21 protein-coding genes and 1 pseudogene are annotated in these 23,454 nt (G+C 70.2%); 9 read left to right on the top strand and 13 right to left on the bottom strand.

Annotated features, from left to right (window positions below; all coding sequences use genetic code 11):
• Positions 1–57: 57 nt before the first annotated feature.
• Positions 58–828 (top strand): class I SAM-dependent methyltransferase, encoded by a 771-nt coding sequence (locus IE272_RS36065; RefSeq protein ID WP_050361463.1) that lies wholly within the window; start codon positions 58–60, stop codon positions 826–828.
• Positions 829–856: 28 nt separating this feature from the next.
• Here the strand turns inward: IE272_RS36065 and IE272_RS36060 are convergent, their stop codons facing one another.
• From IE272_RS36060 to ku, 3 genes are all read right to left on the bottom strand, one after another.
• A complete protein-coding gene (locus IE272_RS36060; RefSeq protein ID WP_050361462.1) occupies positions 857–1,243 on the bottom strand; it encodes a VOC family protein in 387 nt (128 codons plus the stop codon).
• Between the two features lie 116 nt (positions 1,244–1,359).
• On the bottom strand, positions 1,360–2,322 hold the full coding sequence (gene ligD, locus IE272_RS36055) for a non-homologous end-joining DNA ligase (protein ID WP_050361461.1): 963 nt from the start codon (positions 2,320–2,322) through the stop codon (positions 1,360–1,362).
• 20 nt (positions 2,323–2,342) lie between these two features.
• A complete protein-coding gene (gene ku, locus IE272_RS36050; RefSeq protein WP_050361460.1) occupies positions 2,343–3,338 on the bottom strand; it encodes a non-homologous end joining protein Ku in 996 nt (331 codons plus the stop codon).
• A 260-nt stretch (positions 3,339–3,598) separates the two neighbouring features.
• Here ku and IE272_RS36045 point away from each other — a divergent pair, with 260 nt between their 5' ends.
• Both IE272_RS36045 and IE272_RS36040 read left to right on the top strand, forming a co-directional pair.
• The gene (locus IE272_RS36045) at positions 3,599–4,660 is read left to right on the top strand and encodes an ATP-binding protein (RefSeq protein WP_056707742.1); all 1,062 of its coding nucleotides are present in this window, start codon (positions 3,599–3,601) and stop codon (positions 4,658–4,660) included.
• Complete coding sequence (locus IE272_RS36040) at positions 4,657–6,459, top strand: vWA domain-containing protein (protein ID WP_057661064.1); 1,803 nt, start codon at positions 4,657–4,659, stop codon at positions 6,457–6,459. Before IE272_RS36045 ends, IE272_RS36040 begins: the two co-directional genes overlap by 4 nt.
• 42 nt (positions 6,460–6,501) lie before the next feature.
• Here IE272_RS36040 and IE272_RS36035 read toward each other — a convergent pair whose 3' ends face one another.
• Entirely contained in the window at positions 6,502–7,587 is a 1,086-nt protein-coding gene (locus tag IE272_RS36035) for a class I SAM-dependent methyltransferase (RefSeq protein ID WP_190009919.1), read from the bottom strand.
• A gap of 724 nt (positions 7,588–8,311) precedes the next feature.
• Between IE272_RS36035 and IE272_RS36030 the strand changes: the two genes are divergently transcribed.
• On the top strand, positions 8,312–9,883 hold the full coding sequence (locus tag IE272_RS36030; RefSeq protein WP_190009917.1) for an ABC transporter substrate-binding protein: 1,572 nt from the start codon (positions 8,312–8,314) through the stop codon (positions 9,881–9,883).
• 148 nt (positions 9,884–10,031) lie between these two features.
• On the opposite strand, the gene IE272_RS36025 is transcribed toward IE272_RS36030, so the two are convergent.
• Positions 10,032–10,697 (bottom strand): hypothetical protein, encoded by a 666-nt coding sequence (locus IE272_RS36025; RefSeq protein ID WP_229897999.1) that lies wholly within the window; start codon positions 10,695–10,697, stop codon positions 10,032–10,034.
• 453 nt (positions 10,698–11,150) lie between these two features.
• Complete coding sequence (locus IE272_RS36020) at positions 11,151–12,788, bottom strand: SulP family inorganic anion transporter (protein ID WP_229897997.1); 1,638 nt, start codon at positions 12,786–12,788, stop codon at positions 11,151–11,153.
• Between the two features lie 339 nt (positions 12,789–13,127).
• On the opposite strand from IE272_RS36020, the gene IE272_RS36015 reads away from it, so the two are divergent.
• Together IE272_RS36015 and IE272_RS36010 are read left to right on the top strand one after the other, a co-directional pair.
• A complete protein-coding gene (locus IE272_RS36015; RefSeq protein WP_190009915.1) occupies positions 13,128–14,948 on the top strand; it encodes an alkyl/aryl-sulfatase in 1,821 nt (606 codons plus the stop codon).
• A gap of 36 nt (positions 14,949–14,984) precedes the next feature.
• Positions 14,985–15,662: a GAP family protein gene (locus tag IE272_RS36010; protein WP_057661073.1), complete on the top strand. Its 678-nt coding sequence runs from the start codon at positions 14,985–14,987 to the stop codon at positions 15,660–15,662.
• Between the two features lie 170 nt (positions 15,663–15,832).
• On the opposite strand, the gene IE272_RS36005 is transcribed toward IE272_RS36010, so the two are convergent.
• The 3 genes from IE272_RS36005 to IE272_RS35995 form a co-directional block, all read right to left on the bottom strand.
• Positions 15,833–16,552 carry a cation efflux transmembrane domain-containing protein gene (locus tag IE272_RS36005; RefSeq protein ID WP_190009913.1) on the bottom strand — a complete coding sequence of 240 codons (720 nt, stop codon included), beginning with the start codon at positions 16,550–16,552 and terminating at the stop codon, positions 15,833–15,835.
• Complete coding sequence (locus tag IE272_RS36000) at positions 16,552–16,887, bottom strand: ArsR/SmtB family transcription factor (protein ID WP_190009911.1); 336 nt, start codon at positions 16,885–16,887, stop codon at positions 16,552–16,554. The genes IE272_RS36005 and IE272_RS36000 overlap by 1 nt, the downstream gene beginning before the upstream one ends.
• A gap of 393 nt (positions 16,888–17,280) precedes the next feature.
• Positions 17,281–18,063, bottom strand: coding sequence for a hypothetical protein (locus tag IE272_RS35995; protein WP_050361450.1), 783 nt, complete (start codon positions 18,061–18,063; stop codon positions 17,281–17,283).
• 145 nt (positions 18,064–18,208) lie between these two features.
• Here IE272_RS35995 and IE272_RS35990 point away from each other — a divergent pair, with 145 nt between their 5' ends.
• Positions 18,209–18,712 (top strand): hypothetical protein, encoded by a 504-nt coding sequence (locus IE272_RS35990; RefSeq protein WP_056707717.1) that lies wholly within the window; start codon positions 18,209–18,211, stop codon positions 18,710–18,712.
• Between the two features lie 220 nt (positions 18,713–18,932).
• On the opposite strand, the gene IE272_RS35985 is transcribed toward IE272_RS35990, so the two are convergent.
• From IE272_RS35985 to IE272_RS35975, 3 genes are all read right to left on the bottom strand, one after another.
• Entirely contained in the window at positions 18,933–19,832 is a 900-nt protein-coding gene (locus tag IE272_RS35985) for a CPBP family glutamic-type intramembrane protease (protein ID WP_229897995.1), read from the bottom strand.
• Between the two features lie 355 nt (positions 19,833–20,187).
• Positions 20,188–20,832 (bottom strand): hypothetical protein, encoded by a 645-nt coding sequence (locus tag IE272_RS35980; protein ID WP_373304232.1) that lies wholly within the window; start codon positions 20,830–20,832, stop codon positions 20,188–20,190.
• 366 nt (positions 20,833–21,198) lie between these two features.
• Complete coding sequence (locus IE272_RS35975) at positions 21,199–21,723, bottom strand: Imm21 family immunity protein (RefSeq protein ID WP_308433895.1); 525 nt, start codon at positions 21,721–21,723, stop codon at positions 21,199–21,201.
• A gap of 181 nt (positions 21,724–21,904) precedes the next feature.
• Between IE272_RS35975 and IE272_RS35970 the strand changes: the two genes are divergently transcribed.
• Positions 21,905–22,471: a hypothetical protein gene (locus tag IE272_RS35970; RefSeq protein WP_229897990.1), complete on the top strand. Its 567-nt coding sequence runs from the start codon at positions 21,905–21,907 to the stop codon at positions 22,469–22,471.
• 384 nt (positions 22,472–22,855) lie between these two features.
• Entirely contained in the window at positions 22,856–23,026 is a 171-nt protein-coding gene (locus IE272_RS35965; protein WP_229897988.1) for a hypothetical protein, read from the top strand.
• Positions 23,027–23,263: 237 nt separating this feature from the next.
• On the opposite strand, the pseudogene IE272_RS38965 reads toward IE272_RS35965, so the two are convergent.
• Positions 23,264–23,454, bottom strand: a pseudogene (locus IE272_RS38965) (hypothetical protein); the annotation flags it as partial.

Raw genomic sequence — 23,454 nt, 5'->3', positions numbered from 1 at the left:
TCCCGCCGTACGACGCACTCCCCGGTACTCCCCGCCCCTCGACAGAAAGAGGCGAACATGCTCGGCGAGACCGCACGCACCTGGCTGCAACGCTGGGACCGGCAGCAGGAGCGCTACAGCCCGGACCGGGAGGAACGCTTCCAGGTCGTCATCGACATCGTCGGCCGGTCTCTCGAACGGGACGGGACGGCCGCCCGGCCGCTCCTGGTGGACCTGGGCTGCGGCACCGGCTCGCTCACCACCCGGCTCGCCCGCGCCTTCCCTCGGGCCGACACCGTCGGCGTCGACGCGGACCCGCTCCTCCTCGGCCTCGCCGAGGAGGCCGTCACGGGCACGGACATCCGCCTCCTGGCGCGCGATCTCACCGCACCCGGCTGGGCCGACGAGATCGGACCGGCACCCTGGGACGCCGCCGTCTCGACCACCGCGCTCCACTGGCTCACCCCCGACGAACTCACGCTGCTCTACCGCACCCTGGCCGGCCGGCTGCGCCCCGGAGGCGTCTTCGTCGACGCGGACAACCGCAGGCCCACCGACAGCCGGGAGCTGAACGACATCGCCCACCACGTCCGGGCCCGCCGCGCCCTCCGGACGGGCCGTCAGGGCAGCGAGGCCTGGGCGGGCTGGTGGAAGGCCTTTCTCTCGGCCCCGGAACTCGCCCCGCTCGCCGAGGCCCGGGCCCGCTCGCCCATCGCGCACCGCACCTTCAGGGAGCCCAACGGCCTGACGACCGCCGACCAGATCGCTCTTCTGCGCGAGGCCGGTTTCAGCGGCGCCGCCACCGTCTGGCAGTGCGGCGACGACAGCGTCCTGGTGGCCGTCCGCTGAACCGGTGAACGGTTGCCGGGCCGGCCGATCAGCTCCCGCCGCCGGGTGCGCGGCTCAGGTCCACAACGCAGAAGATGTTGCCGTCCGGGTCGGCCAGGACGACGAAGTCCGGCTCGGGCGGGTAGTGGTCCCAGTCGACGCTTCGCGCGCCGAGTCCGAGCAGCCGCCGGACCTCCCGGTGCTGTTCCTCGGCCGAATCCGTGAACAGGTCCAGGTGGAGACGGGGGCGGGGTTCGGCCGGGGAGTCGCTGCGCAGCAGGCCGAGTGCCCGGCCGGAGCCGTCGGCGTGGTCGAGCGTGCGCCACGTTTCGCTCGCCCGCTCCTGGCTGGCCACCAGGTTCAACGCCCCGGTCCAGAAGGCCACCGCTCGGGGGATGTCCGTGACACCGACGACAGGCATTCCGAGTCTCAGCATGAGGCCGAGCGTAACAAGGCGCGTTCTCGGCACATCACGCCTTCCACCCCGGCGCGGGGCAGGTGGAGGACGCGGTACGGCGATTGCTCGACGGAGGACGGACGTCCGTCCGTGACTCAGTGGAGGTCGTCGGGTGTGAGGTCGGGCCGCAGGCGGTGCCAGGAGGGCTGACGCAGGCGTCCGGCCCTGGTGCGGGTCGTGTAGCGGACCTCTCCGACCAGCCGGGGCGCCACCCACCGGGCCCCGGCCACCGCGGGCCGCTCGGTGAACGGACAGATGTCGGTCGCCGCGGCGTGGAGGAGGGCTGCGAGGGTGGTGCGTTCGTCGTCGCTCCAGCCGGTGCCCACGCCGCCGACGTAGCGGAGTCCCCCGCCGGGGTCCGGGCGGCCCATGAGGAGGGCGCCGGGCAGGGAGGCGAGGCGGCCGTGGCCGGGCAGCCAGCCGCCGACGACGATGTCCTCGGTCCGCACGTGCCGGATCTTGATCCATGCCCGGGAGCGGGCGCCCGGCTCGTAGAGGGAGGTGCGTCGCTTGGCGACGAGGCCTTCGAAGCCGGCGGTCCGCGTCATCTCCAGCGCCCGCCGACCGTGCCCGACGACCGCCGCCGGAGTCGACCACGCGGGCCCGCCCAGGTCCAGGGATTCCAGGACGGCGCGGCGCTCGGAGTACGGGGTGCGGGTGAGCCGGCTCGTGTCGAGGAACACGACGTCGAAGAGCATCAGGTGCACGGGCGCCTTCGCGGCCATGCGGGCCGCCCTGACCGGGGAGCCGGCCAGCCCCATCCGGGGCTGCAGCCGCTGGAAGTCGCTGCGCCCCTCGTCGTCCAGCGCGACGATCTCCCCGTCCAGCACGGCGGGGCGGGAGCCCAGCACCGTTCCCAGGCTCGCGAGCTCGGGATAGGCGGGGGTGATGTCGGCCCCGGACCGGGAGCGCAGCTCCACCGAACCGTCGCCGGGGGCGTAGACCATGCACCGCTGCCCGTCCTGCTTCACCTCGTACGCGTACGAGGTGTCCTCCGAGGGCGGGGGCAGCCGTCCGGGGGTCGCGAGCATCGGTGCGATGCGGGGCAGACGCGCCACGGAACCGTCCCGGTCCTCGGTCAGGAGGCGCTCCGCTTCCTCGCCGTGCGTTTGGCGCCGGCCGTCCTCTTCGCCGCGGTCGTCTTCCCGGCGCCCGCCTTCCGGCCGGTGGTCTTCCCGGACGCTCCCGCCTTCCGGCCGGTGGTCGCCTTTCCGGACGAGGCCGCCTTCTTCGACGCGGTCTTCTTCCGGGGCCGCATCGCGTGCACCGTGGCCTCCCCTCCCCCGCCTTCCCCCCGGCTCTCCTTCGCCGCCTCGACCGACGCGTTCAGCGCGGCCATCAGGTCCACGACCTTGCCCTCCCCCTGTTCCTCGCCCTCGGCGGGCTCCGGAAGCTCTCTGCCCTCCGACTTCGCCGCGATCAGCTCCTCCAGGGCGTCCCGGTAGGCGTCGCGGAACCCGGCGATGCTGTCCAGAGCCATGGTGTCGGTCAGCTGGACTGCCCGGTCGATCTCGTCGTCGTCCAGCTCCACCTGCCGCGGGGCCAGGGACTCGGGGCTGCGGATCTCGTCCGGCCAGCGCATCGAGTGCAGCACGATCGCCCCTTCCCGGACCCGCAGCAGCCCCAGCCGCTCACGGTTGTGCCAGGCGAACTTCGCGACGGCCACCTTGTCCGAGCGTTCCAGCGCCCGGCGCAGCAGTGTGTACGGCTTCGCGGCGACCTGGCCGTCGATCGCGAGGTAGTAGGAGTCGCTGATCCGGATCGGGTCGACGCTGTCGGCGTCCACGAAGGCGACGATCTCGATGGCTTTCGCGGTGGGCAGCGGAATCCGGTCCAGTTCCTCGTCCGTGATCGGAACCGTCTGCTCCTTGGAGAGCTCGTAGCCCTTGCCGATCTCGTCCTGCGACAGTGCTTCGCCGTCCAGCTCGCAGACCTTACGGGTGCGCACCCGCCCGAGATCCTCCAGGTGGACCTGGCGGAAGTGGATCGAGTGGTCCTGGGTCGCGGAGACGACCTTCACCGGGATGGTGACCAGGCCGAAGCTGATCGCACCGGTCCACAAAGGCCTCGGCATTCCTACCTCCATGCCCGCTGCGGGCTGAGTTGCCGTGCGGGTTCTCACAACCCCCACCACATTCTCAGCATCATTCGTATATCGGCGCCATTTATGGTGCTGCTCCGACATACGGAAACGTTGTTGCCGGCGGGGCTCCCAGCGAGCCGGCACGTCGGCGCATCGGCACATAGGCAGGGCAGTGAAAACCAGGTGCGACGGCCTCCGCCGGCCCCCTACGTTGACCGAACAGCACATTCCTCCCGGAGGAGCCCACCAGCTTGCAGGCCGCAGTAACCGTCACCCCCACCCAGATCCCGGAGCTCCTTCTGGGGCTCGCCACCGTCCGCCCGGTATTCCTCTGGGGCGCCCCCGGCATCGGGAAGTCCTCCCTGGTGAGGAAATTCGCCGAGTCCCTGGGCCTGGAGTGCGTCAGCCTGCTCGGCACGCAGCTCGCCCCCGAGGACCTGATCGGCGTGCCGCAGATCCGCGACGGCCGCTCCGTGTTCTGTCCGCCGGAGGCAATCGCCCGCGACGAGCCGTACTGCCTCTTCCTGGACGAGCTGAACGCCGCGACCCCGGATGTGCAGAAGGCGTTCTACTCGCTCATCCTCGACCGCCGGATCGGCAATTACGAGCTCCCGGCAGGCTCGATCGTGATCGGCGCCGGCAACCGCGCCACCGACAACGCCCTGGCACGCCCCATCGCCTCCGCACTCGTCAACCGACTCACCCACGTCCATCTGCGGGCCTCCGCCACCGACTGGCTGGTGTGGGCGGGCGAGAACAGCATCCACCCCTGGGTGGTGGACTACCTCGCCGACCGGCCCGACCACCTGTGGTCGCAGCCGCCCAAGACCGAGGAGCCGTTCTCCACGCCCCGCTCCTGGCACATGCTCTCCGACGCGCTGCACTCCTTCGGGCCGGCGCTGGACGAGGAGACACTGAAGATCGTGGCCCACGGGACGCTGACCCCCGCCCATGCCGTCTCCTTCTGCGGGTACGCCAAGATCGTGCGGCACACCTACGGCATCGAGGCGATCATCAAGGGAGACGCCTCCTGGCCCCGCCGCGTCGAGGACCGCGACCTGCTCTACTACCTCGCCGAGGCGTTCCGGGGACGGCTCGTGAAGGATCTCCCGGCCCGGCGCGAGCACGCCTCGGCCGCCGTGCGCGAGACCTCCTACCGCGCCAAGTCGCTGCTCGTCCAGCTCGCCGAGATCTCCGTCGAGGTCGCCCAGACCGTCATCGCCGAGGACGCCGACGGCAACCCGGTGCTGCCCGCCTGGTTCCTGGTGGAGGCCGCCCGCGACATGCCGCGCCTGGTCGAGGCCCGGCGTTGAGCAGGTCCCGCAAGCAGGGCGCGGACCGCCCCGACCCGGCCGCCGAGGCCTTCGCCGCCGGTGCCGACCTGGTGCGCCGCAACCCCGCCCTCGCAGCCGTCCACGCCGACTTCGTCCGCGCCAAGGGCAACGCCGACGCCCCCGGCCGGGGCCTCGTCCGGGCGGACTCCAACGGGCGGGTGCACATCCACCCCACCCGCCGGGCCGAACCGGGCGAGTGGGCCTGGGCGCTCGCCCATGCCCTCCTCCACCTCGGTTTCGGTCACCTCCCCGCCGCCAAGGAGCTCCGCGAGCAGCCCGACCGCTTCGACCTCGCCGCCCGCTGCACCGTCGTCAACCGCTTCCTCGCCACCTTCCCCATCGGCACCGCCCCCGACCACCTCCCCGAGAGCTACCCCGACGGCGACGAGGAGCAGCTCGCCGCCCGCTGGCGCAGGACCGGCGTCCCGGCCGCCTACGAGCGGGGCGGCACCGCGGACGGCGAGCCCGACCAGCTGCTGGTCCAGTGGCCGCGCTGGGACACCGCCCTGCCCGACCGGCAGCTCGCCTTCGCGTACGCCCTGACCCGTACGGTCTCGGCCGCGATGGACGTCGCGGGCGGTCGCCGGGACCGGCTCACCGGTGAGCGCGTCGCCCAGCGTCCCTGGGACCGCGCCCTCAACTGGTTCGTCTCGTCCTACCCGCTGCTCGGCGGACTCGCGGCCGGACTGACCGTCGTCGCCGACGCCGAACTCGCCCGCGTGCACGACATCGCCGTGGCCGCCGTGGACGCCTCCGCCGGCGAGATCTACATCAACCCGCTCAAGCGGTTCACGGACGAGGAGTGGCGGTTCGTCCTCGCCCACGAGATGCTGCACGCCGCCCTGCGGCACGGCGGGCGGCGCGGCGCCCGCGACCACTATCTCTTCAACGTCGCCGCCGACTACGTCATCAACGGCTGGCTGGTCGAGATGAACGTCGGCACGATGCCCGAAGGGCTTCTGTACGACGCCGAGTTGAAGGGCCTGTCGACCGAGGAGGTGTACGACCGGATCGCTACCGGGCTGCGGCGCGGCCGACGCCTCGCGACCCTGCGCGGCAAGGGCGCCGGCGACATCCTGGGCGAACCGCTGCCCGGCCGGACCGCCGACCCCGTCGACCTCGACGCGTTCTACCGGCGCGCCCTCGTCCAGGGCCACCAGCTGCACACCGACCGACAGCGCGGTCTGCTACCGGCCGGACTGGTCCAGGAGATCCGCGCGCTCGCCCACCCGCCCGTCCCGTGGGATGCCCGGCTGGCGCGCTGGTTCGACGAGTTCGTGCCCCGCCCCGAGCCGGTACGCAGCTACTCCCGGCCCGCCCGGCGCCAGGCCTCGACCCCCGACATCCCGCGCGCGGGCCGCTCCTTCCCGCCCGAGGAGGTCGCGCGCTGCACCTTCGGCGTCGTCCTGGACACCTCGGGCTCGATGTCCGGCCCGCTGCTCGCCAAGGCTCTGGGCGCGATCGCCTCCTACGCCGAGGCCCGCGACGTGCCGGCCGCCCGCGTGGTGTTCTGCGACGCCGCCGCCTACGACGCCGGGTATCTGGCGCCGACGGAGATCGCCGGGCGGGTACGGGTCAGGGGGCGCGGGGGCACGGTCCTGCAACCCGGCATCGACCTGCTGCAGCGGGCCGACGACTTCCCGCCGACGGCCCCGGTCCTGGTGATCACCGACGGCTGGTGCGACGTGCTGCGGGTCCGCCGCGAGCACGCCTACCTGATCCCGGAGGGCGCGGGGCTGCCGTTCACCCCGCGCGGACCGGTCTTCCGGGTGCGCTGAGCGGCCGGGCCGCCTAAGGAAGGGCCGCGTACCGCAGAGCCCTCAACTCCCCTTGCGTGCCACGTAGTAGACGTTCAGGATGTCGCCCTCCGCCTCGCGCACCGCGACCTCGCCGAAGCCCGCGTCCTTCAGCATCCGCAGCGCGGTCTGCCTGCCCCATACGGTCCCCAGACCCGCACCGCCCTCGCCCAGCGAGACCGTCATGCAGTAGAAGACCGAGAAGGCGTAGAGCGTGGGACCCAGCAGGAGGTCGAGGTTCTCCTCCAGCTTGCTGGAGGCCGCGATGTCCCCCATCAGGAACACCCCGTCGTCCCGCAGCGCACCGGCGACGGCCGCCAGGGTCTCCGCCGGGCGGGCCAGGTCGTGGATCACGTCGAAGGCGGTGATCAGGTCGTACGGGCCGGTCACCGCGGCCGCGTCCGCGAGGTCGAAGCGCGCGTTCTTCAGGCCCAGCCGCTCCGCCTCGGCCCGGGCCGCCGCGATCCCGCCCTCCGACATGTCCACCCCGCGGAACCGGCTGGCCGGGAACGCCCGCGCCAGCAGGTTGACGGCATGCCCCTGGCCCGTACCGATATCGAGCACGTCCAGTCCGCCGCCCGAGCCCAGCCGCTCCGGCAGACCGGCCACCAGCGGGACGATCGTGTCGACCAGGGCCGCGTCGTACACCCGCGCCGTCTCCTCGGCCTGCAGTTCCTGGAACTTCGGGTACGAGGAGTACGGCACCCCGCCCCCGTCCCGGAACGCCGTGACCACCTCGTCCTCGACCAGGCCGATCAGGGCGAGGTCCTGGAGGAAGGAGGCCAGATTGTCGGGCCCGGCGGCGCGGCGCAGGGAGGCGGCGTGCTCGGGCGGCAGCCGGTACGTACGGTCCGCCGGGTCGTACACGACGATCCCGCCCACGGTCACCCCGCCCAGCCATTCGCGCACATAGCGCTCGTTCAGCCCCGCGGCCTCGGCGATCTGCTCACTGGTGGACGCCGGCAGCTCCGCCATCACGTCGAACAGCCGCGTCCGGTGCCCGAGACTGCACAGATACCCCAGGCAGGAATCGTTGAGCACCTGCACCATCCGGCCGGCGAACTCCTCCTGCCGGACCGGATCCAACGCCTGCTGAGTCATGGAAGTCATGGCGCCTCCTTCGGAAGGCCACAGCGCGCGACCGGAACCGCGTCCCTTCTCCCCCCGTCCGCCGCCCACTGCCGACCGACAGGTCCCCCGACAACGTTACGCCGCCCCCGCCCGGAGTGCCGTGTGCTCCCGCCGTGCCGACGCCATCAGCGACTCCCGCTCGATCAGGTCCCGGTCCTGTCCCGGAACACCTGCGGGACCGATCGCGGCCCGGGCGAGGACATTCCCGTCCCACCCGGAACCTTCGGGCAACTCGATTGCGATATCCGATCGTCCGGCGTTCACCTGAGGGGCCGTCAATCTGTTCGTATACACCGACAGGTTATACAGAGGTACGAAGCGTCCGGCTTGAAGGGGTAAATCGCTGAGACACCCGGACTGCCCAGGTCGCAGGGTTGATTCCCGTGGGTTCGCGGGCTGTTGGATGAAGATTTTTTTCGTACGATGTGACCGTGCGCATCGCGGTATACCAGTAGATTGCCAACACCATCGCGAGATTGATATCGACCTGCCAACTGCAGTTCACCGACAGGTATTTGGCGGTCAGTCATCTTGTGAAGAGTTCCTGACGAACACCGAGCCCGGACAGCCCGTCGGTCTGCAGAATCAAGCCGGTCGGGCCCGACAGCGCTGGACGGTCGCGGTGTTCGCTGTCGTTTCCGACCTGATCCGGTTGTCCGGGGACACCCCCCACGCGGCCGGCCGAGAGCATGAGGAACGTTCTGTGAAGGTTCGTACGAGGCGGCCGAGCACCCTGATCGCCGGGGCACTGGCAGCGATGTTATTGACGGCTTGCAGCTCCCAGGACTCCGAGAGAACGATGGTCGTCGGGATGTCCGACGACATCATCGCCACGGATCCGGCCTCGGGATACGACCCGGGGTCCTGGCTGCTGTTCAACAACGTCTTCCAGTCTCTGCTGAGCTTCCCGCCCGGAGCGTCCACTCCGGTGCCGGAGGCTGCCGAGGAGTGCGAGTTCTCCGACGGCAGCAAGACGTACACCTGCACCTTGCGTGACGGGCTGAAGTTCAGCAACGGCAACAGCCTCACTTCGGCGGACGTCAAGTACTCCTTCGACCGGACGATCAGGATCAACGACCCGGCGGGCCCCGCGCCGCTGCTCTCCACGATCGCGTCGATCAGCACCCCGGACGACAGGACCGTCGTCTTCCGCCTCAAGGTGCCCGACGCGACGTTCCCCAGCAAGATCGCCTCGGGGGGCGGTTCCATCGTGGACCGTCAGGTCTACCCCGAGGACGGCCTGCTCGAGGGTGGCAAGGCGGTCGGCTCGGGTCCCTACGAGCTGAACTCCATCGACAAGGGGAAAGCGGTCTTCTCGGTCTACTCGGGCTATCAGGGCACCGCCGAGGTGAAGAACTCGGGCGTGACCCTGGAGCTCTTCCAAGGTGACCAGCAGGCCCTCCAGTCGGCTCTGGAGAAGGGCGACGTCGACATCGCCTACCGCGGCCTCAGCGCCAAGGCGATAGCCGAACTGGATACCTCGTCCACCGCGGAGAAGGACGGCATCGAGGTAGTCCAGGGCAACAGCGCCGAAGTCCAGCACATGGTCTTCAACGTCGACGACCCGGTCGTCGGCAAGCTCGCCGTCCGGAAGGCCATCGCCTACCTCGTCGACCGCCACTCCCTGGTCAGCGAGGTCTACCAGTCCACGGCGGCGCCGCTCTACTCGATCATCCCGGGAGGCATCACGGGCCACGGCACCTCCTTCTTCGACACCTACGGGGACAGCCCGAAGCCGAAACAGGCCAAGGCGGAGCTACGGAAGGCCGGCATAGCGGACAAGGTGAAACTCACCCTCTGGTCCACCCCGAGCCGCTACGGACCGGCCACCGACGACGAATTGGACACCATCGCCGATCAGCTGAACCAGAGCGGCCTCTTCGACGCCCGTATGAAGTCCGTCCCCTTCGGCGAGTACGAGAAGGGCATCGCCGAAGGCAAGTACGGCATCTACGTCAAGGGCTGGGTGCCGGACTACCCCGATCCGGACAACTTCACCCAGCCGTTCTTCGGCGAGGGCAACGTCCTGTCGAACAACTACGACAACGAGGAGATCGTCGACCGGATCATCCCGCGGACCTCGTCCATGACGGATCGCGCGAACACGCGGCAGCAGTACATGAAACTGCAGGACATCGTGGCGCAACAGCTGCCGATTCTGCCGCTCTGGCAGGGCAAGCAGTACGCGGTCGCCCACGAGAACGTCCGGGGCCTGCAGAACTGCCTGGACACCTCGACCGTCTTCCGGTTCTGGGAACTCAGCACTGCCTACTGAGGCGTGCCACAGAGTCCGGTCCGGTCCGGCCCACGTCACATCAGGGTGACTGAGCACCGTACTCGGCCCGCCCGGCCGGGTACGGTGCTCAGCAACCGGCCGGGGAAGAGGCAACGGTCCCTTCCCTTCGAACGTCACGCACGCGGTCTCAGCTCACCAGGGGATTGCCGTGAAGGTTCGCTTCACCGCACGGCCAGGGGCCCTCGGCCAGGGGGCCCAGCGGTGTACGGAAAACCAGGATCTCGTTGTCCAGGGAGATGGCGACGCCACCTTCGTCCAGCAGTAGCGCGCGACCGATGACGGCTCGGTCGTCGTCCATGGCGAACAGTTCGTACCCGACGAGGTCCTTGTCCACGGCGAGCAGCTTGCCGTCACGCCAGAACACCGTGGTTCCCTCGCAGTCCATCGCCGGGTAGGACGTGTAGAAGCCCGTCAGCGCCGGCCCGTCCACGAGGGTGTCGTCCGGTGCGAGCCGCCGGAAGCGTGATCCCGAAGGCAGGCAGTTCTCGAGCTCGGGGCCGCTGGGGCTGCCGTTCTTGTCGACGAGCATGGCCCCGTGGCTGGCCCAGCGCGCGATTTCGACGCCATCGCGGCCGAAGCGGCCGGTCGTGAACGCGCCGTAGCCCTGGGATCCGATCAGGAACTGGCCAGGTCCCGCTATCGCCTTTCGTCCCGCAGGAGCGGGAGAGGTGGCCGAGACGGTCTCGCCGCTGTCCAGGTCGAGGAAGAACGTCCGCCCGATGCCGCCCCGTGTGTCGGTGAAGCCGGCCGCGATCCGGTCGGCCGAGACGAGCAGCGGCTCCCAGTGGTCCACGCCGGTCTCCTCCGGGACCCGGGGCCGACGCGGCCGGAGCTCCCATCCGGTTCGGTCTCCCATCTCCACCACGCCCGGGAACGACATCGCACCGAGCGCGATCGGCGTGGACCAGAGGCACTCGCCCTCCTGCGTGTACCGGGCCACGCGAGGCTGCGGCAGAGATGTGGGCCGGCTCCGTTCCCCACGGACCGGGCGGGAAGCACTGACCCAGGAGACGACGAACCCGTCGTCGAGAAGGACGAACGCACCGATCTCCTCGTCGGGGCGGCACTCCGGGCGAGCTGTGGGGGGGTAGGCGACCCACAGCGTCCCCTCCGTGGACAAGCGGGATTGGGGGCTGCCCGTCCCGCAGCCCCCGGAGGCCGGGGTTGGGAGGGGCAGGGTTCGTGCTCGCTTTCGGCCGGGCTGTCACACCCTCGTCGTACGCTGCGGCTGATGAGTGTCTCCCTGCTATCGGGGAGGTCTGTCCTGCTCGGCGCTGATCCTGCTCCGGGCTGTGGCGAGTGCCCTGTCAAGCCCACCGAACAGTTCCTGTGTGGCGGGGACGATCCCGTCCTCGCCGAGCCGGTCGGCGATCCCGGAGCGCTTCAGGAGGCGCAGGAGGGGTGGCTGGACGCCGCAGAGGATCAGGTGGCTACCTCGGTCGGCCAGTCGTTGGGCGTACCGGTCGAGGAGTTTGAGCATGGCTGAGGACGGGACGTCGGGAAGGGCGCGGACGACCAGGACCAGGGCCGCGCCGTGAACGCTGCCGGGTGAGGGCAGCTGGGTTTCGATGCGGGGCAGTTCGGCGAAGAAGGCGGAACCCGCGTAGTCGAGGACGGTGACCTCGCCCGGAGCGAGGGTGGCGGGCGGCGGGGCCGTTTCCCAGCGGCCGTCGCTCTTCGGGACGAGGGCGACGAGACGGGCTTGGCGGGCGGTCTGCGCGCAGTACAGCAGGAGGGAGAGGACCGCGCCGAGAGCGATGGCCTGCTGGAGCGGGAGCTGGGTGGTGGCGAGGAAGGTCACGGCCATCGCCCCGGCCGACATCCACGACGTACGCAGGACCAGGGCGATGTCGTGGCGCTTGCCCCAGATCAGCTCGCCGCCCACGACGAGGATCAGGCCGCCGATCACGGGCATGGGGATGCGTTCGGCGAGCGAGCCGCACAGCAGGACGACCAGGGCGAGGAAGACACCGGAGACGATGCCGGCCCAGCGGGTACGGGCGCCGGCCGAGACGGCTACGCCGGTGCGGGACATCGAACCGCCCGAGGGCAGCGCCTGGAACAGGCCGCCGGCGAGGTTGGCGTAGCCCTGGGAGCGGAAGTCGCCGTTGATGTCGGAGCGGGTGCCGTCCGGATTGGGCATGGACGGGGCGATGCCGGCGGCCTGGGCAAGGGCGACCAGCGCGACCGATACCGCGCCCTGGACGAGGTCGGGGGCGGCCGTGGGATCGGGGGCGGTGAAGGACGGCAGGGCGGCGGGGATGGAGGCGATGTCCTTGACCAGGTCCACGTCCGTGGACAGGACCGCGACCGCCGCACTCACGAGGACCATCGCGATCAGCAGCGCGACCGGTTCGAGCCGCTTCACGGCACGGGCGACTGCCCACAGCGCGATCGTGGCGAGCGCGGTGAGGGTGGCCGCGAGCTGCCAGTCGCCGACGTGCCGGAGCCAGTCTCCGAGCTGATGGATCTTGTTGTGGCCCTCGGGCTTGTAGCCGGTGGCGTCCTTCAGGACGCCGGTGATGATCTGGAGGGCGATACCGGTGGAGAAGCCGGTCATGACGGCGTTCGACACGAAACTCATCACCGCGCCCAGCCGCAGCGCCCCCATGAGCAGCATGACGGCACCGACCATCACCGTCAGGAGTGCGACGTTTCCGGCGTTCTTCGGGTCGAGCCCCGCGTCGGAGAGCACGCTCTGCGACGTCAACGCGATCGCGCTGGTCAGAGTGGTGACCATGAGGACGGTACGGGAGGTGAGGGAGCCGACGATCGCGGGAACCACACCCGCGTACAGTCCGGCGACCGGGTTGAATCCGGCGATCGCCGCGTACGCCATTCCCTCCGGGATCGAGAACAGGCCCGTCACCGTCCCCGAGGTCACGTCCGATCCCGTGGGCCGTCCGAGGCGAGGGCGGCGGATCCTGTTCCTGCGGAGGGTGTGCGTGCGCATGGCCGGCCAGAGGTCCCCTTCTCCCTGCGGTGACGCGCCACGCGGCCGGCAGCGGACCGGAACCCCGAGGGAGCATCTGTACGGGACCCTAGATCGGCTTCGGCACCGGCGCCCCCGGGACAGCGGCGCGGCCGTCGTTCCCCCGCCGTGGCGAACGGCGGCCACCCGTTCGGCCCACTCCCGGGGCGGCCGCCCCCCGGTCGGCTGAGGATGGCGGGACCGGGCTCGCACCGGCCCCCGGCATGCCAACCCCGATCTGGAGGTCCCGCTGTGACTGGTGACACCGTCCCCGACTTCGCCGACCGCACCGACTTCGAGGACGCCGACCGGGGCCTGGTGGCCGCCCCGGCGAACGCGAAGATCACGGCGGACGACGGCCGGGTCGTCTGGGACTTCGAGGCGACCGCGTTCCTCCAGGACGACTGCCCGGACACGGCGGACCCGAGCCTGTGGCGCCAGTCCCAACTCTGCGCCCGCGCCGGTCTGTACGAGGTCACCGAGGGCGTCTATCAGATCCGGGGCTTCGACCTGTCGAACATGACCCTCATCGAAGGCGAGCGCGGGGTCGTGGTCGTCGACCCGCTCGTGTCCCAGGAGTGCGCCGCCGAAGGACTCGCCCTCTACCGGGCCCATCGGGGCGATCGGCCCGTGACCGCGGTGCTGTTCACCCACTCCCACATCGACCACTTCGGCGGCACACTCGGCGTGATGGGCCCCGACGACGACCTTCCGATCGTCGCCCCCGAGGGCTTCATGGAGCACTCCGTCGCCGAGAACGTCTACGCCGGCACCGCGATGCTGCGCCGCGGCGTCTACCACACCGGCGGCGAACTGGAACCCGGCCCGCGCGGCCTGATCGGCGTCGGCCTCGGCTTCACCGCCTCCCAGGGACTGCCCAGCCTCCTGCCGCCCACCCTGCAGATCACCCGTACCGGGCAGGAAGAACGCCTCGACGGCGTCCTGTTCCGCTTCCAGCTCACGCCGGACACCGAAGCCCCCTCCGAGCTCAACTTCCACCTGCCCGAACGCCGCGCCCTGTGCATGGCCGAGAACGCCACCCACAACCTCCACAACATCCTGACCCTGCGCGGCGCCCTGGTCCGCGACGCCCGGATCTGGTCCCGCTATCTCACCGAGGCCATCGGGCTGTTCGCCGCCGACTCCGACGTCCTGTTCGCCTCCCACCACTGGCCCACGTGGGACACCGAACGCCTCACGACCTTCCTCTCCGAACAGCGCGACCTCTACGGGTACCTCCACGACCAGACCCTGCGCCTGCTCAACCAGGGCCACACCGGCACCGAGATCGCCGAGATGATCGAGCTGCCGCCCCGCCTCGCGGGCGCCTGGCACACCCGCGGCTACTACGGCTCGGTCAGCCACAACGTCAAAGCGATCTACCAGCGGTACATGGGCTGGTACGACGGCCACCCCTCCTCTCTCTGGGAGCACCCGCCCACCGCTTCCGCCCGGCGCTATGTCGACTGCATGGGCGGCCTCGGCTCCGTCCTGACCAAAGCCCGCGCCTACGTCGACGAAGGCGACCTGCGCTTCGCCGCCCAGCTCCTCAAGCACGCCACCTTCGCCGCCCCCGAGGACACCCGGGCCAAGGAACTGCTGGCCGAGACCTTCGAACGCCTGGGCTACGGCTCCGAATGCGGCACCTGGCGCAACAACTACCTGTCGGCCGCCGACGAACTCCGCAACGGTGTCAAGCCGGTCGCGATCGCGACCGGCAGCATGGCCACGGCGCTCTCCGTCGAGCAGGTCTTCGACTCCCTCGCCATCCGCGTCAACGGCCCCAAGGCGTGGAACCACTCCCTGACCGCACTGTGGCGGTTCACCGACCTCGACCAGACGTACAGGACGAGCCTGCACAACGGTGTCCTGGTCCACCACCCCGTCACCGCCGCCTCCGCGGAGGGCACCGACCTCACACTCACCCTGACAAGGCCACAGCTCATGGGCATGCTCGCCGGCCGCGGCCTCGACGGAATCGACCACACCGGCGACCCGAACGTCCTTGCCACCCTCATGTCCGTCCTCGACGAACCCGACCCCGGATTCGCCATCGTCACCCCCCGATCCTGACAGCCCGGCCCGTTCCGTCCGGCAAGGAGACGACGCATGGGTGACGCCATCGGTCACATGCTCACCTCGGCCGTGGGCATCGCGATCAGCCCCCTGCCGCTGATCGCGGTGATCCTCATGCTGGCCACCCCCCAAGGGCGCACGAACGGCTTCGCGTTCACCGGCGGATGGGTCATCGCCCTCACCGCCGTCGTCACCGCCGTGATCCTCGCCGGTTCCGGCGCGGGCGCGGCGGGCGCCGACGGACCCGCCCCCTGGACCCTGTGGCTCAAGCTCGCCCTCGGTCTGCTGTTCCTGCTCCTGGGCGCCAGGCAGTGGAAGGACAGGCCCCGCGAGGGCCACGAGGCATCGACCCCGGGCTGGATGAAGGCCGTCGACACATTCACTCCCGCCAAGGCCGCCGGCCTCGCCGCTGCCCTGGTCGTGGCCAACCCCAAGAACCTCGTCCTCGCCGTCGGCGGCGCCGTCTCCATCGCGAGTTCCACCGCCACGGCCGGGGGCAAGGCCGTCGCCGGCGTCCTCATGGTCCTCATCGCCTCTCTGTGCGCCCTCCTCCCCCTCGCCGTCTACCTCGGCGGAGGCACGAAGTCGGCGAAGGTCCTGGGCGACTGGAAGGCGTGGATGGCCCGCCACAACACCGCCATCATGACCGTCCTCTTCCTGGTCCTGGGCGTGAAGTACCTCGGCGACGCCATCAGCGGTCTGACCACCTGAACCGACAGCGACCCGACAGACCGCATCCGCCGGGAGCGCGCCCCGTCCGACACCGCCGGCACTCCTGACTCAGCGCCCGGACGATCCGGTCCGTGCGCGGGGTTCCGGCCTGGAGTCCGATGCGTCCGAGCGGCCGGAGCCCGGGTTTCGGCGGCACCGGGGCCGGCCGATCATGTACTGCAGCCGCACCCGGAACGGCAGCCGCAGGCGTCAGCTTCGGACGCCGGAAGAGACCCGGCTGCGGCCGGCGCCGCGCAACAGCCCTTGCCCTGCCAGGCGTCGCGGCCTTCCTTGAGCGCGATGGCGGCGATGACGAGGGCGGCGATAGGGTCGGCCCAGGACCAGCCGAGGGTGGCATTGAGGACCAGGCCGATCAGCAGGACGGCGGAGAGGTAGGTGCACAGCAGGGTCTGCTTGGAGTCGGCGACCGCGCTGGCGGAGCCGAGTTCGCGGCCGGCCTTGCGCTGGGCGGCGGAGAGGAACGGCATGATCGCCAGGGACAGGGCGGCGATGACGATGCCGAGGATGGAGCGCTCCGCTTCTCCGGTACCGGTCAGGGCCCGAACGGCGTCGACGGTGACGTAGGCGGCGAGCACGAAGAAGGAGACGGCGATGATCCGCAGGGTGGTCTTCTCCCGTGCCTCGCGCACGGCGTGCTCCCGGGCGGAGAACTGCCAGGCCACCGCGGCGGCGGAGGACACCTCGATGACGGAATCCAGACCGAAACCGATCAGTGCGGTCGAGGAGGCGAGTTTCCCGGCGGTGATCGCGACGACCGCCTCGATGACGTTGTAGGTGATGGTGGCCGCGACCAGCAGCCGTATGCGCTTCGCCAACACCTCGCGGCGGGCCGGGGACGGGCCTGTGCCGATGGATATCTCCGCGGTCATCAGCAGCAGCCCTTCGAGTCCGTGTCCGGGCAGGTCTTGTCGGCCTCGACGGCCACGACCGCAGTGCGCAGGTCGTCCAGGGCACGCCCCAGGCGTTCGTCGGCGAGCTCGTAGCGGGCACGTCGACCGACCGGCACCGCAACAACCAGACCGCAGTCGCGCAGGCACGCCAGGTGATTCGACAACCGGGTCCGGGAGATCCCCAGGACGTCGGCGAGGTCAGCGGGATGAGCCGGAGCTTCACGCAGGGCGAGAAGGATCCTGCATCGGATCGGGTCGGCGAGGGCGCGGCCGAACCGCGCAAGCACCTCGATGTCAGCAGCGAGAGTCAGCACATCGATGAGAGTACACGTAATGGTGAATTCAGGAGATCGTGAACCATTGATCATCGGAGCGAGGCTCCACGCAGGGCCCCACCCGGTGGGAGCTCACGCCATACCGCAGCGGACCGGCCGGTGATGGTTCCGGCGCCGGACTGTCAACGGATTCTGGGCGTGCTGGAACAGCAGCGATCCACAGGTCACGGGCCGCTGCGAGCCAAGGAGATCGCGGTGGAGCTCGGCCTCGGAGCGACGCCGGCGAAGGTCGAGGGGCTGCGGTCGAAAGCCCGGCGCCCGGCGGAGCGTGGGTGGCTCCTCCTGGAGGCGCCGGGGCATTCAGTGCCGGCCGGCGGTCCGTGGCCGGGGGTGCAAGGACCGCCCAGGGGCCGGGTGCGAGCACACGGGGCGTCAGGGAATCACGGGGCTGAAGGCGGCGACCACGCCCACTGCCACCAGGCCCAAGGCGACAGCCAGCTTCAGGACCGTTACCGGCACGGCCAGCAGGAGCGGAATGTTCGCAGCCATCCGCTTCGAGTTCCTGGGGTCGTAGGTCACCTCGAGGATGCCCGTGTTGAGCGCACTCTTGAAGGTGCGTTTACTGCCCTCTCCGTCGATGAATCGGTACTCCGATCTCCCATGCAGTTTGTGCGCGGAGACCGCCTCGACCGTCACGCCTCTCCGTCGCAGCACGACCCTGTCGCACAGGTGCTTCACTGACATGAAAGTGCCTACCGAGCCCAGGATGAGAGGGAAGAGGCCGACGACCGCACCGATGATGAGCTCGGATGAATGCGCGACGCCGAGATATATCAGGTATCCGCAGTAGGCGACTGCGCCACAGAGGACCGCAGTTGGTATGCGCCAGTCGGTGAACAGTGGCGGGGCTTCGGGCGCGCGCAACCTCTTGGTTCGGACGAGCCCGCTTCCGCGCGGATCGAGTTCCACCGGAAGGCCGGCGCTGACGGCAGCCGCGAACGCTGTTGCGGAGGTCGCGTTGTTCGCCCGGAGTTCGTGAGTCACGCCGTCGGTGAGAACAATCTCGACCGTACGCGCGCGACGTCCGCCTACTCGTGCCTCCTGAATGACTTCGAACGGAATGGTGGTGCGCACCTGGTCGCGGTCGACGATGACGGCTGACTTCCGCAGCGTGGCAGTGGCCCCGCGGCCGCGGACAATCGGGGAGGAGGACATGACTGAAACGACTCCCGGCGCAAGCCCAAGGTTGCATGTAACGGGCCATGAGATGTGCTCGACCACCCGGCGTCATGACCGGTTGAGATATACGGCTTCCAGGACGCCGCAGGGGCCGGCACGAGGATCTGATGAGGAGCAGGGCGTGGGAAGTGTGTTGAGGAGCGTCTCCGGGGTCCGCTGGGGAGAACTGCGCGATGCGACGGGGGCTGCGGCCGGTGGCATTCCCTCTCTGCTGTCCCGGATCGCTTACGGGGATGAGGACATGGCCCGCATCGCCATCGACGACCTGGGTGATGCCATCTGTGCGCTGGGGTTCGTCGTCGGAGAGGCGACGGCTCCCACGGTCCCGTTTCTTCTCGAACTGGTCGGTTCCCCGCACGTGGCTTGCGGGGCCGAGTTGCTGGACCTGCTGGGAGACATATGCCGGACCGACCAGTGGCACACCGCCGCTGCGGCGACCCGGGACCGCAAGCACGACGCGAGCTACCAGCAGCAGACCGGCTGGGAGACAGCCGCGAGGACAGCCGTGTACGCGGGCCGGTCAGTCATCGAGGGGGTCGCCTCCTCCGTACGGCCGGAGGAGGCGGCCCCTGCTCGAAAGTTGCTGCAGGTGATGGACTACACCCTGCCCTTCCCGGAGCCATGAGCAGTCCTTGCGGGACAGGGACAGCCCTTGGTCCGGATTTCTCACCGGATCAACACCTTCTCCTCCACCGTCGACAAGGACTTCGTTCTCTCCGTGGAGACCGGCACGTCGGGCTCGCCGCACAGCGGAACGCTTACGACACGCTCATGAAGATCCTCCTTGACCGAGGACGTGCGGGTCGGACCAGCCCGGCGTCGAGCAGACCGGTGACGGTGACCGCCTACTTTTCGCCGGGCGTGTGCCGACGCGTGACCCGGCGGCACGCCAGGAAGGCGATCGCGACGACCACCAGGTACAGCGGTACGAGCAGCACCGCGTCACCGGACGTCTGCTCCACCGTCACGCCCGTGTCGCGGTCCTCGCCCTGCAGCATGATGCGGTTCGCGGTCAGGACGGTCAGGTGCGTGCCGATCGCCGCCCACAGCGGGGCGTGGCCCACGGCCGCACGGGCGGCGATCAGAGTGAGGCTGAAGATCGCCAGGAGGACGAGGTAGTCGACCGGATGCTGCCCCTCCGGGGCGATGCCGATGTGGCCCGGATCGTCACCGGCCAACCGGGCGATGCCCGCCGTCACCAGCGTCGATGCGCCCGGCACGAGCATGAAGACCGCTGTGGTGCCGAGCACCGCCGGTGCGGGCCCGAACCGTCCGCGCAGCGATGTCCAGGTGTAGCCGCGCAGCGTCGTCTCCTCGGGCAGGGCTTCGAGCAGGAACGCGACGGCGGTGTTGGTGACGAGAAAGCCAACCAGGGTGACGAGGTCCAGCTGCTGCCAGACGAGTAGTCCCATGGCCGTGCCCGCGCCCAGGACCAGCACCGCTCCGGCGGCCGTCACCCCGACGCCGGTGAGGAACGCCCGTAGGCTCGCGCCCGGGCTGCCGAAACCGACCGTCCGGGAGTGTGACAGCCGCAGGACGAACGGCACGGCCATGACGGTAACGATGGCCGCGGCAATCAGCCGGGCGGCCAGGCCACCGGCTCCGGTGATGTCCGCCAGTACGGGGCCGAGGCCGTTGCCGACACCGAGAGCCACCGCCATGATCAGGCCGCCGGCCAACGCACGGCCCATGGCCCCGGCGGCCGTGGGCGCGGACGGAGGATGTCGTACGTGCAGCTCGGTCACAGCGCTCCTTCTGACGGCAGGGCCGACTCCCATCGACAACCCCGTGTGCCTTCCAGGCTCGCCCGACCACCAGTCAGGAACGTCGTGCACGCGGACGATCCCCCTGTACACCTTTCGGCGCAGCGGACAACGGAGAGGCCCCGGGCCACTTCCCACCGGCTGCACCGGTGACGCGGATGATCGGGCACTCCGGCCGGCGCACCGACAGATCACCGTCGTGAGAGCTCTCGTCCCGGTGGCCGTCTCATCTCCTCACCCGCCGAGGTGGTGCTGCGGAGGTGTACGTCGCTGCCCGAGCACGTCGCAAGGACGATTCCCCAGGAGAACATCGCGAGGAGATGCGACTGGCAAAGGATCACGTGATGGTGCCGCTCGTCGGCGGCAGCAGCGGCCCGGTCGTTGCCGACCCACGCCGGCGCCAGTACGCGTACGTGAGGATCCCGAGCATCGGGCCCCACAGGACCAGGGGGACGTAGGCGGCGTAGAAGTAGACGGTTTCCCAGCCACCGGCCCTGCTCGGGAAGTCGGCCGGCAGCGGATCGCCATTGGTCTTGGACTGGGTGACCGTGGTGACGGTCGCGACGACCGTGAAGACCAGGGTCAGGATCGTCGCCCCGATCATGGCCGGGACGACCGCGGCGGCTGTCGGTACCCGCCGCCCGCGCAGCCACGGCATCCAGCGCGGGACCACCTCGCCCCAGCGGGCGACCAGCCCGACGGCCGTGAACGCGAGGACCTCGGAGAGGAGGGTGAGGAGGACGATGTAGCCGTTCATCGCCCAGTCTTCGATGGCCCCGCCCCGTTTGTCCTCGGTGAACAGCACGCCCAGGCGCCAGATTCCGGACGGGAGCACCACCAGCGGCACGGTGCAGGCGACCCTGCGGGCCCAGCGCGGTACCCCCGCGGCGGGCTCGTGAGCCGCACGCCACGCCTGCCGCAGGCGGCCCACTCCGCGTGGCGCGTGTGCCGGTCCTTCGCTCGTCGTGGTCGGCCTGGCCATGGACATCTGCGCTCCCTGCGTCCGCGGGCCGGACCGACCCGCGCTTCGAGACTCGCAGCCGACGAGGCCGGTCAGGATCCTTCCGGGTACGGAACCGCCTCCGCCGGGCGGGTGAGAGCGACTCCGGCTGTCCTACCCAGGGAGTGACCGGACATCGGAAGGCGAAGCGCCTCGTCCGCCTGAGAGCTGTCCCGTAACGCCTGGCCACAGGCGACAGGCGACAGGCGACAGGCGACAGGCGACAGGCGACAGGCGAGATGATCTTGGTGTGGCTGGTGTGGGTCACGGCACCGGAGCCGTCTTGGACAGGCCCCGCACAACCTTGCGCGCAGCATGTGACCGCACTCAGCCGAAGCAGCTGACCGTTCAGGATTCGACGGGCAGCATCTGGACCAGGCCGACCCAGTTCTTTCCGTCCGCCTTGGCATGGGTGGCTCGGACCCTCCAGCGGCCGGCAGGCAGCGTCGCCGGCGCCTGGGAGGGCATCCCGCCGCCGGGATACTCGGCGTCCAGCGCGGAACCCGCTTCGGCAGAGTCCATGAGTGTGGCTGGACCGTCCGATGACCACGTGCCGCACTCCTCCCACTCTGTGTCGGGGTCGGCAAGAACAGCCCTGGCCGCCGCCTTCAGCCCGGCCTCGGAGTCAGCCGCGAGCCACCGCAGGAAGGCCCGATGCTCCGGTAGAAAGCAGCTCGTGGCCGGCTCGTCCGCCAACACCAGTGCCTGCGCACCGTTCTCGCCGACGGCGATCACACCGGCCAGACCGTCCACCGCGCAGGCCCGGTCGTAGTCGTCCGGCGCGGTGGCGTCTCCCACCATGACCCCGGTCTCCGTACACCCGCGCCATGCATCCAACGCGGAGACGGGGACGACTATCAGAGGCCCGCCCATCGACTCCACCCAGACCGGGGAGGCGCAGGACGAATGGGCTTCGGGAGACGAAGAAACGCTCATGACAGCAGTGTGACCCCGTCCACTGACAACGCCCACGGGGCGACCGGCCCCAGGCCACGAAGAACTCCGCTCGCCGTTCCGGCAGCGCCGCGTAGGCCCGCGACAGTACGGTCCGTCCATGAACTGGGGATACGCACGGTCGTGGACCGCATCGTTGGGTTGGGGGGACTGGCCCGCCTGGCTGGCTTGCCTGGCCGCCGTGGTCGCGCTGGTCATCAGCATCAGGGCGCAGCGGGACGGTCGACGTTCCGCGAACGCGGCCGAGAAGTCGGTTGCAGCCGCTGAAGCTTCGGTGGAGGAAGCGCGGTTGTCACGCCTTGCTTCGGAACGGTCGGCCACAGTGGCCGAGGAGACGCTGGCCGATCAGCGACGCGAGGCGGCGGAGCGGCGTGCGGCGGAGGAAGAGGCGTCCCGCCCTCGGGTGGACCTCCGCATCGAGTACAGCGGTGGTGGCATGTTCCTGCTGTTCAACCAGGGGGCTGCCCGCGCTGGGAACATCCGCGCGGTGGGAGAGTACCCGGCGATGAGGTCCTGGCCGGCCGGGCTGTCGCTGGGCGAGAACGAGCCGCACACGTTCATGATGGCGGGTGACTACCAAGATCCCGTTCCGGCCGTGATCAAGGTGGTGTGGGACGGTCAGGACGAACCGGTATCCCTCCGTGTGCCGCAGAACAACGCTGGATGACACAGCGCCTGCCAGCGTGCTGGGCGGGCATCCCATCCTCGCCCTGCGCTCGGCCCATCCAGGACGCCGGCATGCGCCGCCTCGTCACCGCCGGGAGCGCCAGATGGCGTCGAACGCGACTCCTCGGCAGGATCGTGGGAGCACACCGGTTCCGGCCGACCACTCACCAGCACCGCACCACCCTCCTGACAGCCTGTCAGGAGACTCGGCAAGCAGTCGCCATCAGGACCGCCACGGCGCGCATCGGGCCGCTGCGGGCCGCCAGGATCAGCAACTCGCCACAACCCATCCCATCAGGGAAAACGCAGGTCACCAAAGCCTCTGCCAGGTTCGCTAGGAACGACGTCACTGCCGGTCACCACACCCCCGCCCACTCAACCCCCGGTGACCGACCCGCCCATCACGATCCCGCCGGTCACGATCCCCCCGATCACCCTGCCGCCGACCACCCCGCCGATCACGCGGCCCCCGACGGCTACCCCCACCCCGACGAAGCCCGGACCCAGCCACAAGCCGGACTACGGCTACGGCGACGGCGACGATCGCGACTACTGAGAACCTGCCTCCGGCGACCAGGCGCAGCGCGGCCGGCTCGCCGGATGGCACGCCGCCGACAAGAGCTGGCAGGGCCCGGCGGCGGGATGACGACCGTGCTGGCGTGGCCCGTCCAGATGGACTGCCGCTCACCCGGACTTCTCGCTGCCGGAGGGGGGCGCCGCGGTGCTCGGCGGTGAGGGTCGTCGCGTTCGACGGGCAGGGCCCGAGCGGCTTCGTGGGGGCGATCGCACGGCTTTACGGTGCGAGGTCCATCGGGTCACCGGTTGCCTCCGCGCCCCGCCAGGTCTTGTCGGCGGCTCGCCACCCGGCGCGCGTATGGGTCCAGGGCAGGGAGTCGATGGGGTGCAGGCGTGAGTGCCGGAGCACAGCGCGCAGGGCGATGAGCCCCGGTCCGACGTCCGGGCGGACGGGTACTCCCGCAGCGA

The organism is Streptomyces anulatus (assembly GCF_014650675.1).
GTDB classification, from domain to species: Bacteria; Actinomycetota; Actinomycetes; order Streptomycetales; family Streptomycetaceae; genus Streptomyces; species Streptomyces anulatus.
The sequence above is the reverse complement of the archived record's forward strand: the minus strand, read 5'-3'. Positions and strand labels throughout refer to the sequence as shown.

Excerpts from the sequence above, each read along its gene's own strand:
- ku (WP_050361460.1), bottom strand. The coding sequence starts at position 3,338 with ATGCCGAGGCCTTTGTGGACCGGTGCGATCAGCTTCGGCCTGGTCACC.
- IE272_RS35970 (WP_229897990.1), top strand. The coding sequence starts at position 21,905 with ATGAACTGGGGATACGCACGGTCGTGGACCGCATCGTTGGGTTGGGGG.
- IE272_RS35980 (WP_373304232.1), bottom strand. The coding sequence starts at position 20,832 with ATGGCCAGGCCGACCACGACGAGCGAAGGACCGGCACACGCGCCACGC.
- IE272_RS36005 (WP_190009913.1), bottom strand. The coding sequence starts at position 16,552 with ATGACCGCGGAGATATCCATCGGCACAGGCCCGTCCCCGGCCCGCCGC.
- IE272_RS36060 (WP_050361462.1), bottom strand. The coding sequence starts at position 1,243 with ATGCTGAGACTCGGAATGCCTGTCGTCGGTGTCACGGACATCCCCCGA.
- IE272_RS35975 (WP_308433895.1), bottom strand. The coding sequence starts at position 21,723 with ATGGGCGGGCCTCTGATAGTCGTCCCCGTCTCCGCGTTGGATGCATGG.
- IE272_RS35995 (WP_050361450.1), bottom strand. The coding sequence starts at position 18,063 with ATGTCCTCCTCCCCGATTGTCCGCGGCCGCGGGGCCACTGCCACGCTG.
- IE272_RS36010 (WP_057661073.1), top strand. The coding sequence starts at position 14,985 with ATGGGTGACGCCATCGGTCACATGCTCACCTCGGCCGTGGGCATCGCG.
- IE272_RS36035 (WP_190009919.1), bottom strand. The coding sequence starts at position 7,587 with ATGACTTCCATGACTCAGCAGGCGTTGGATCCGGTCCGGCAGGAGGAG.
- IE272_RS36065 (WP_050361463.1), top strand. The coding sequence starts at position 58 with ATGCTCGGCGAGACCGCACGCACCTGGCTGCAACGCTGGGACCGGCAG.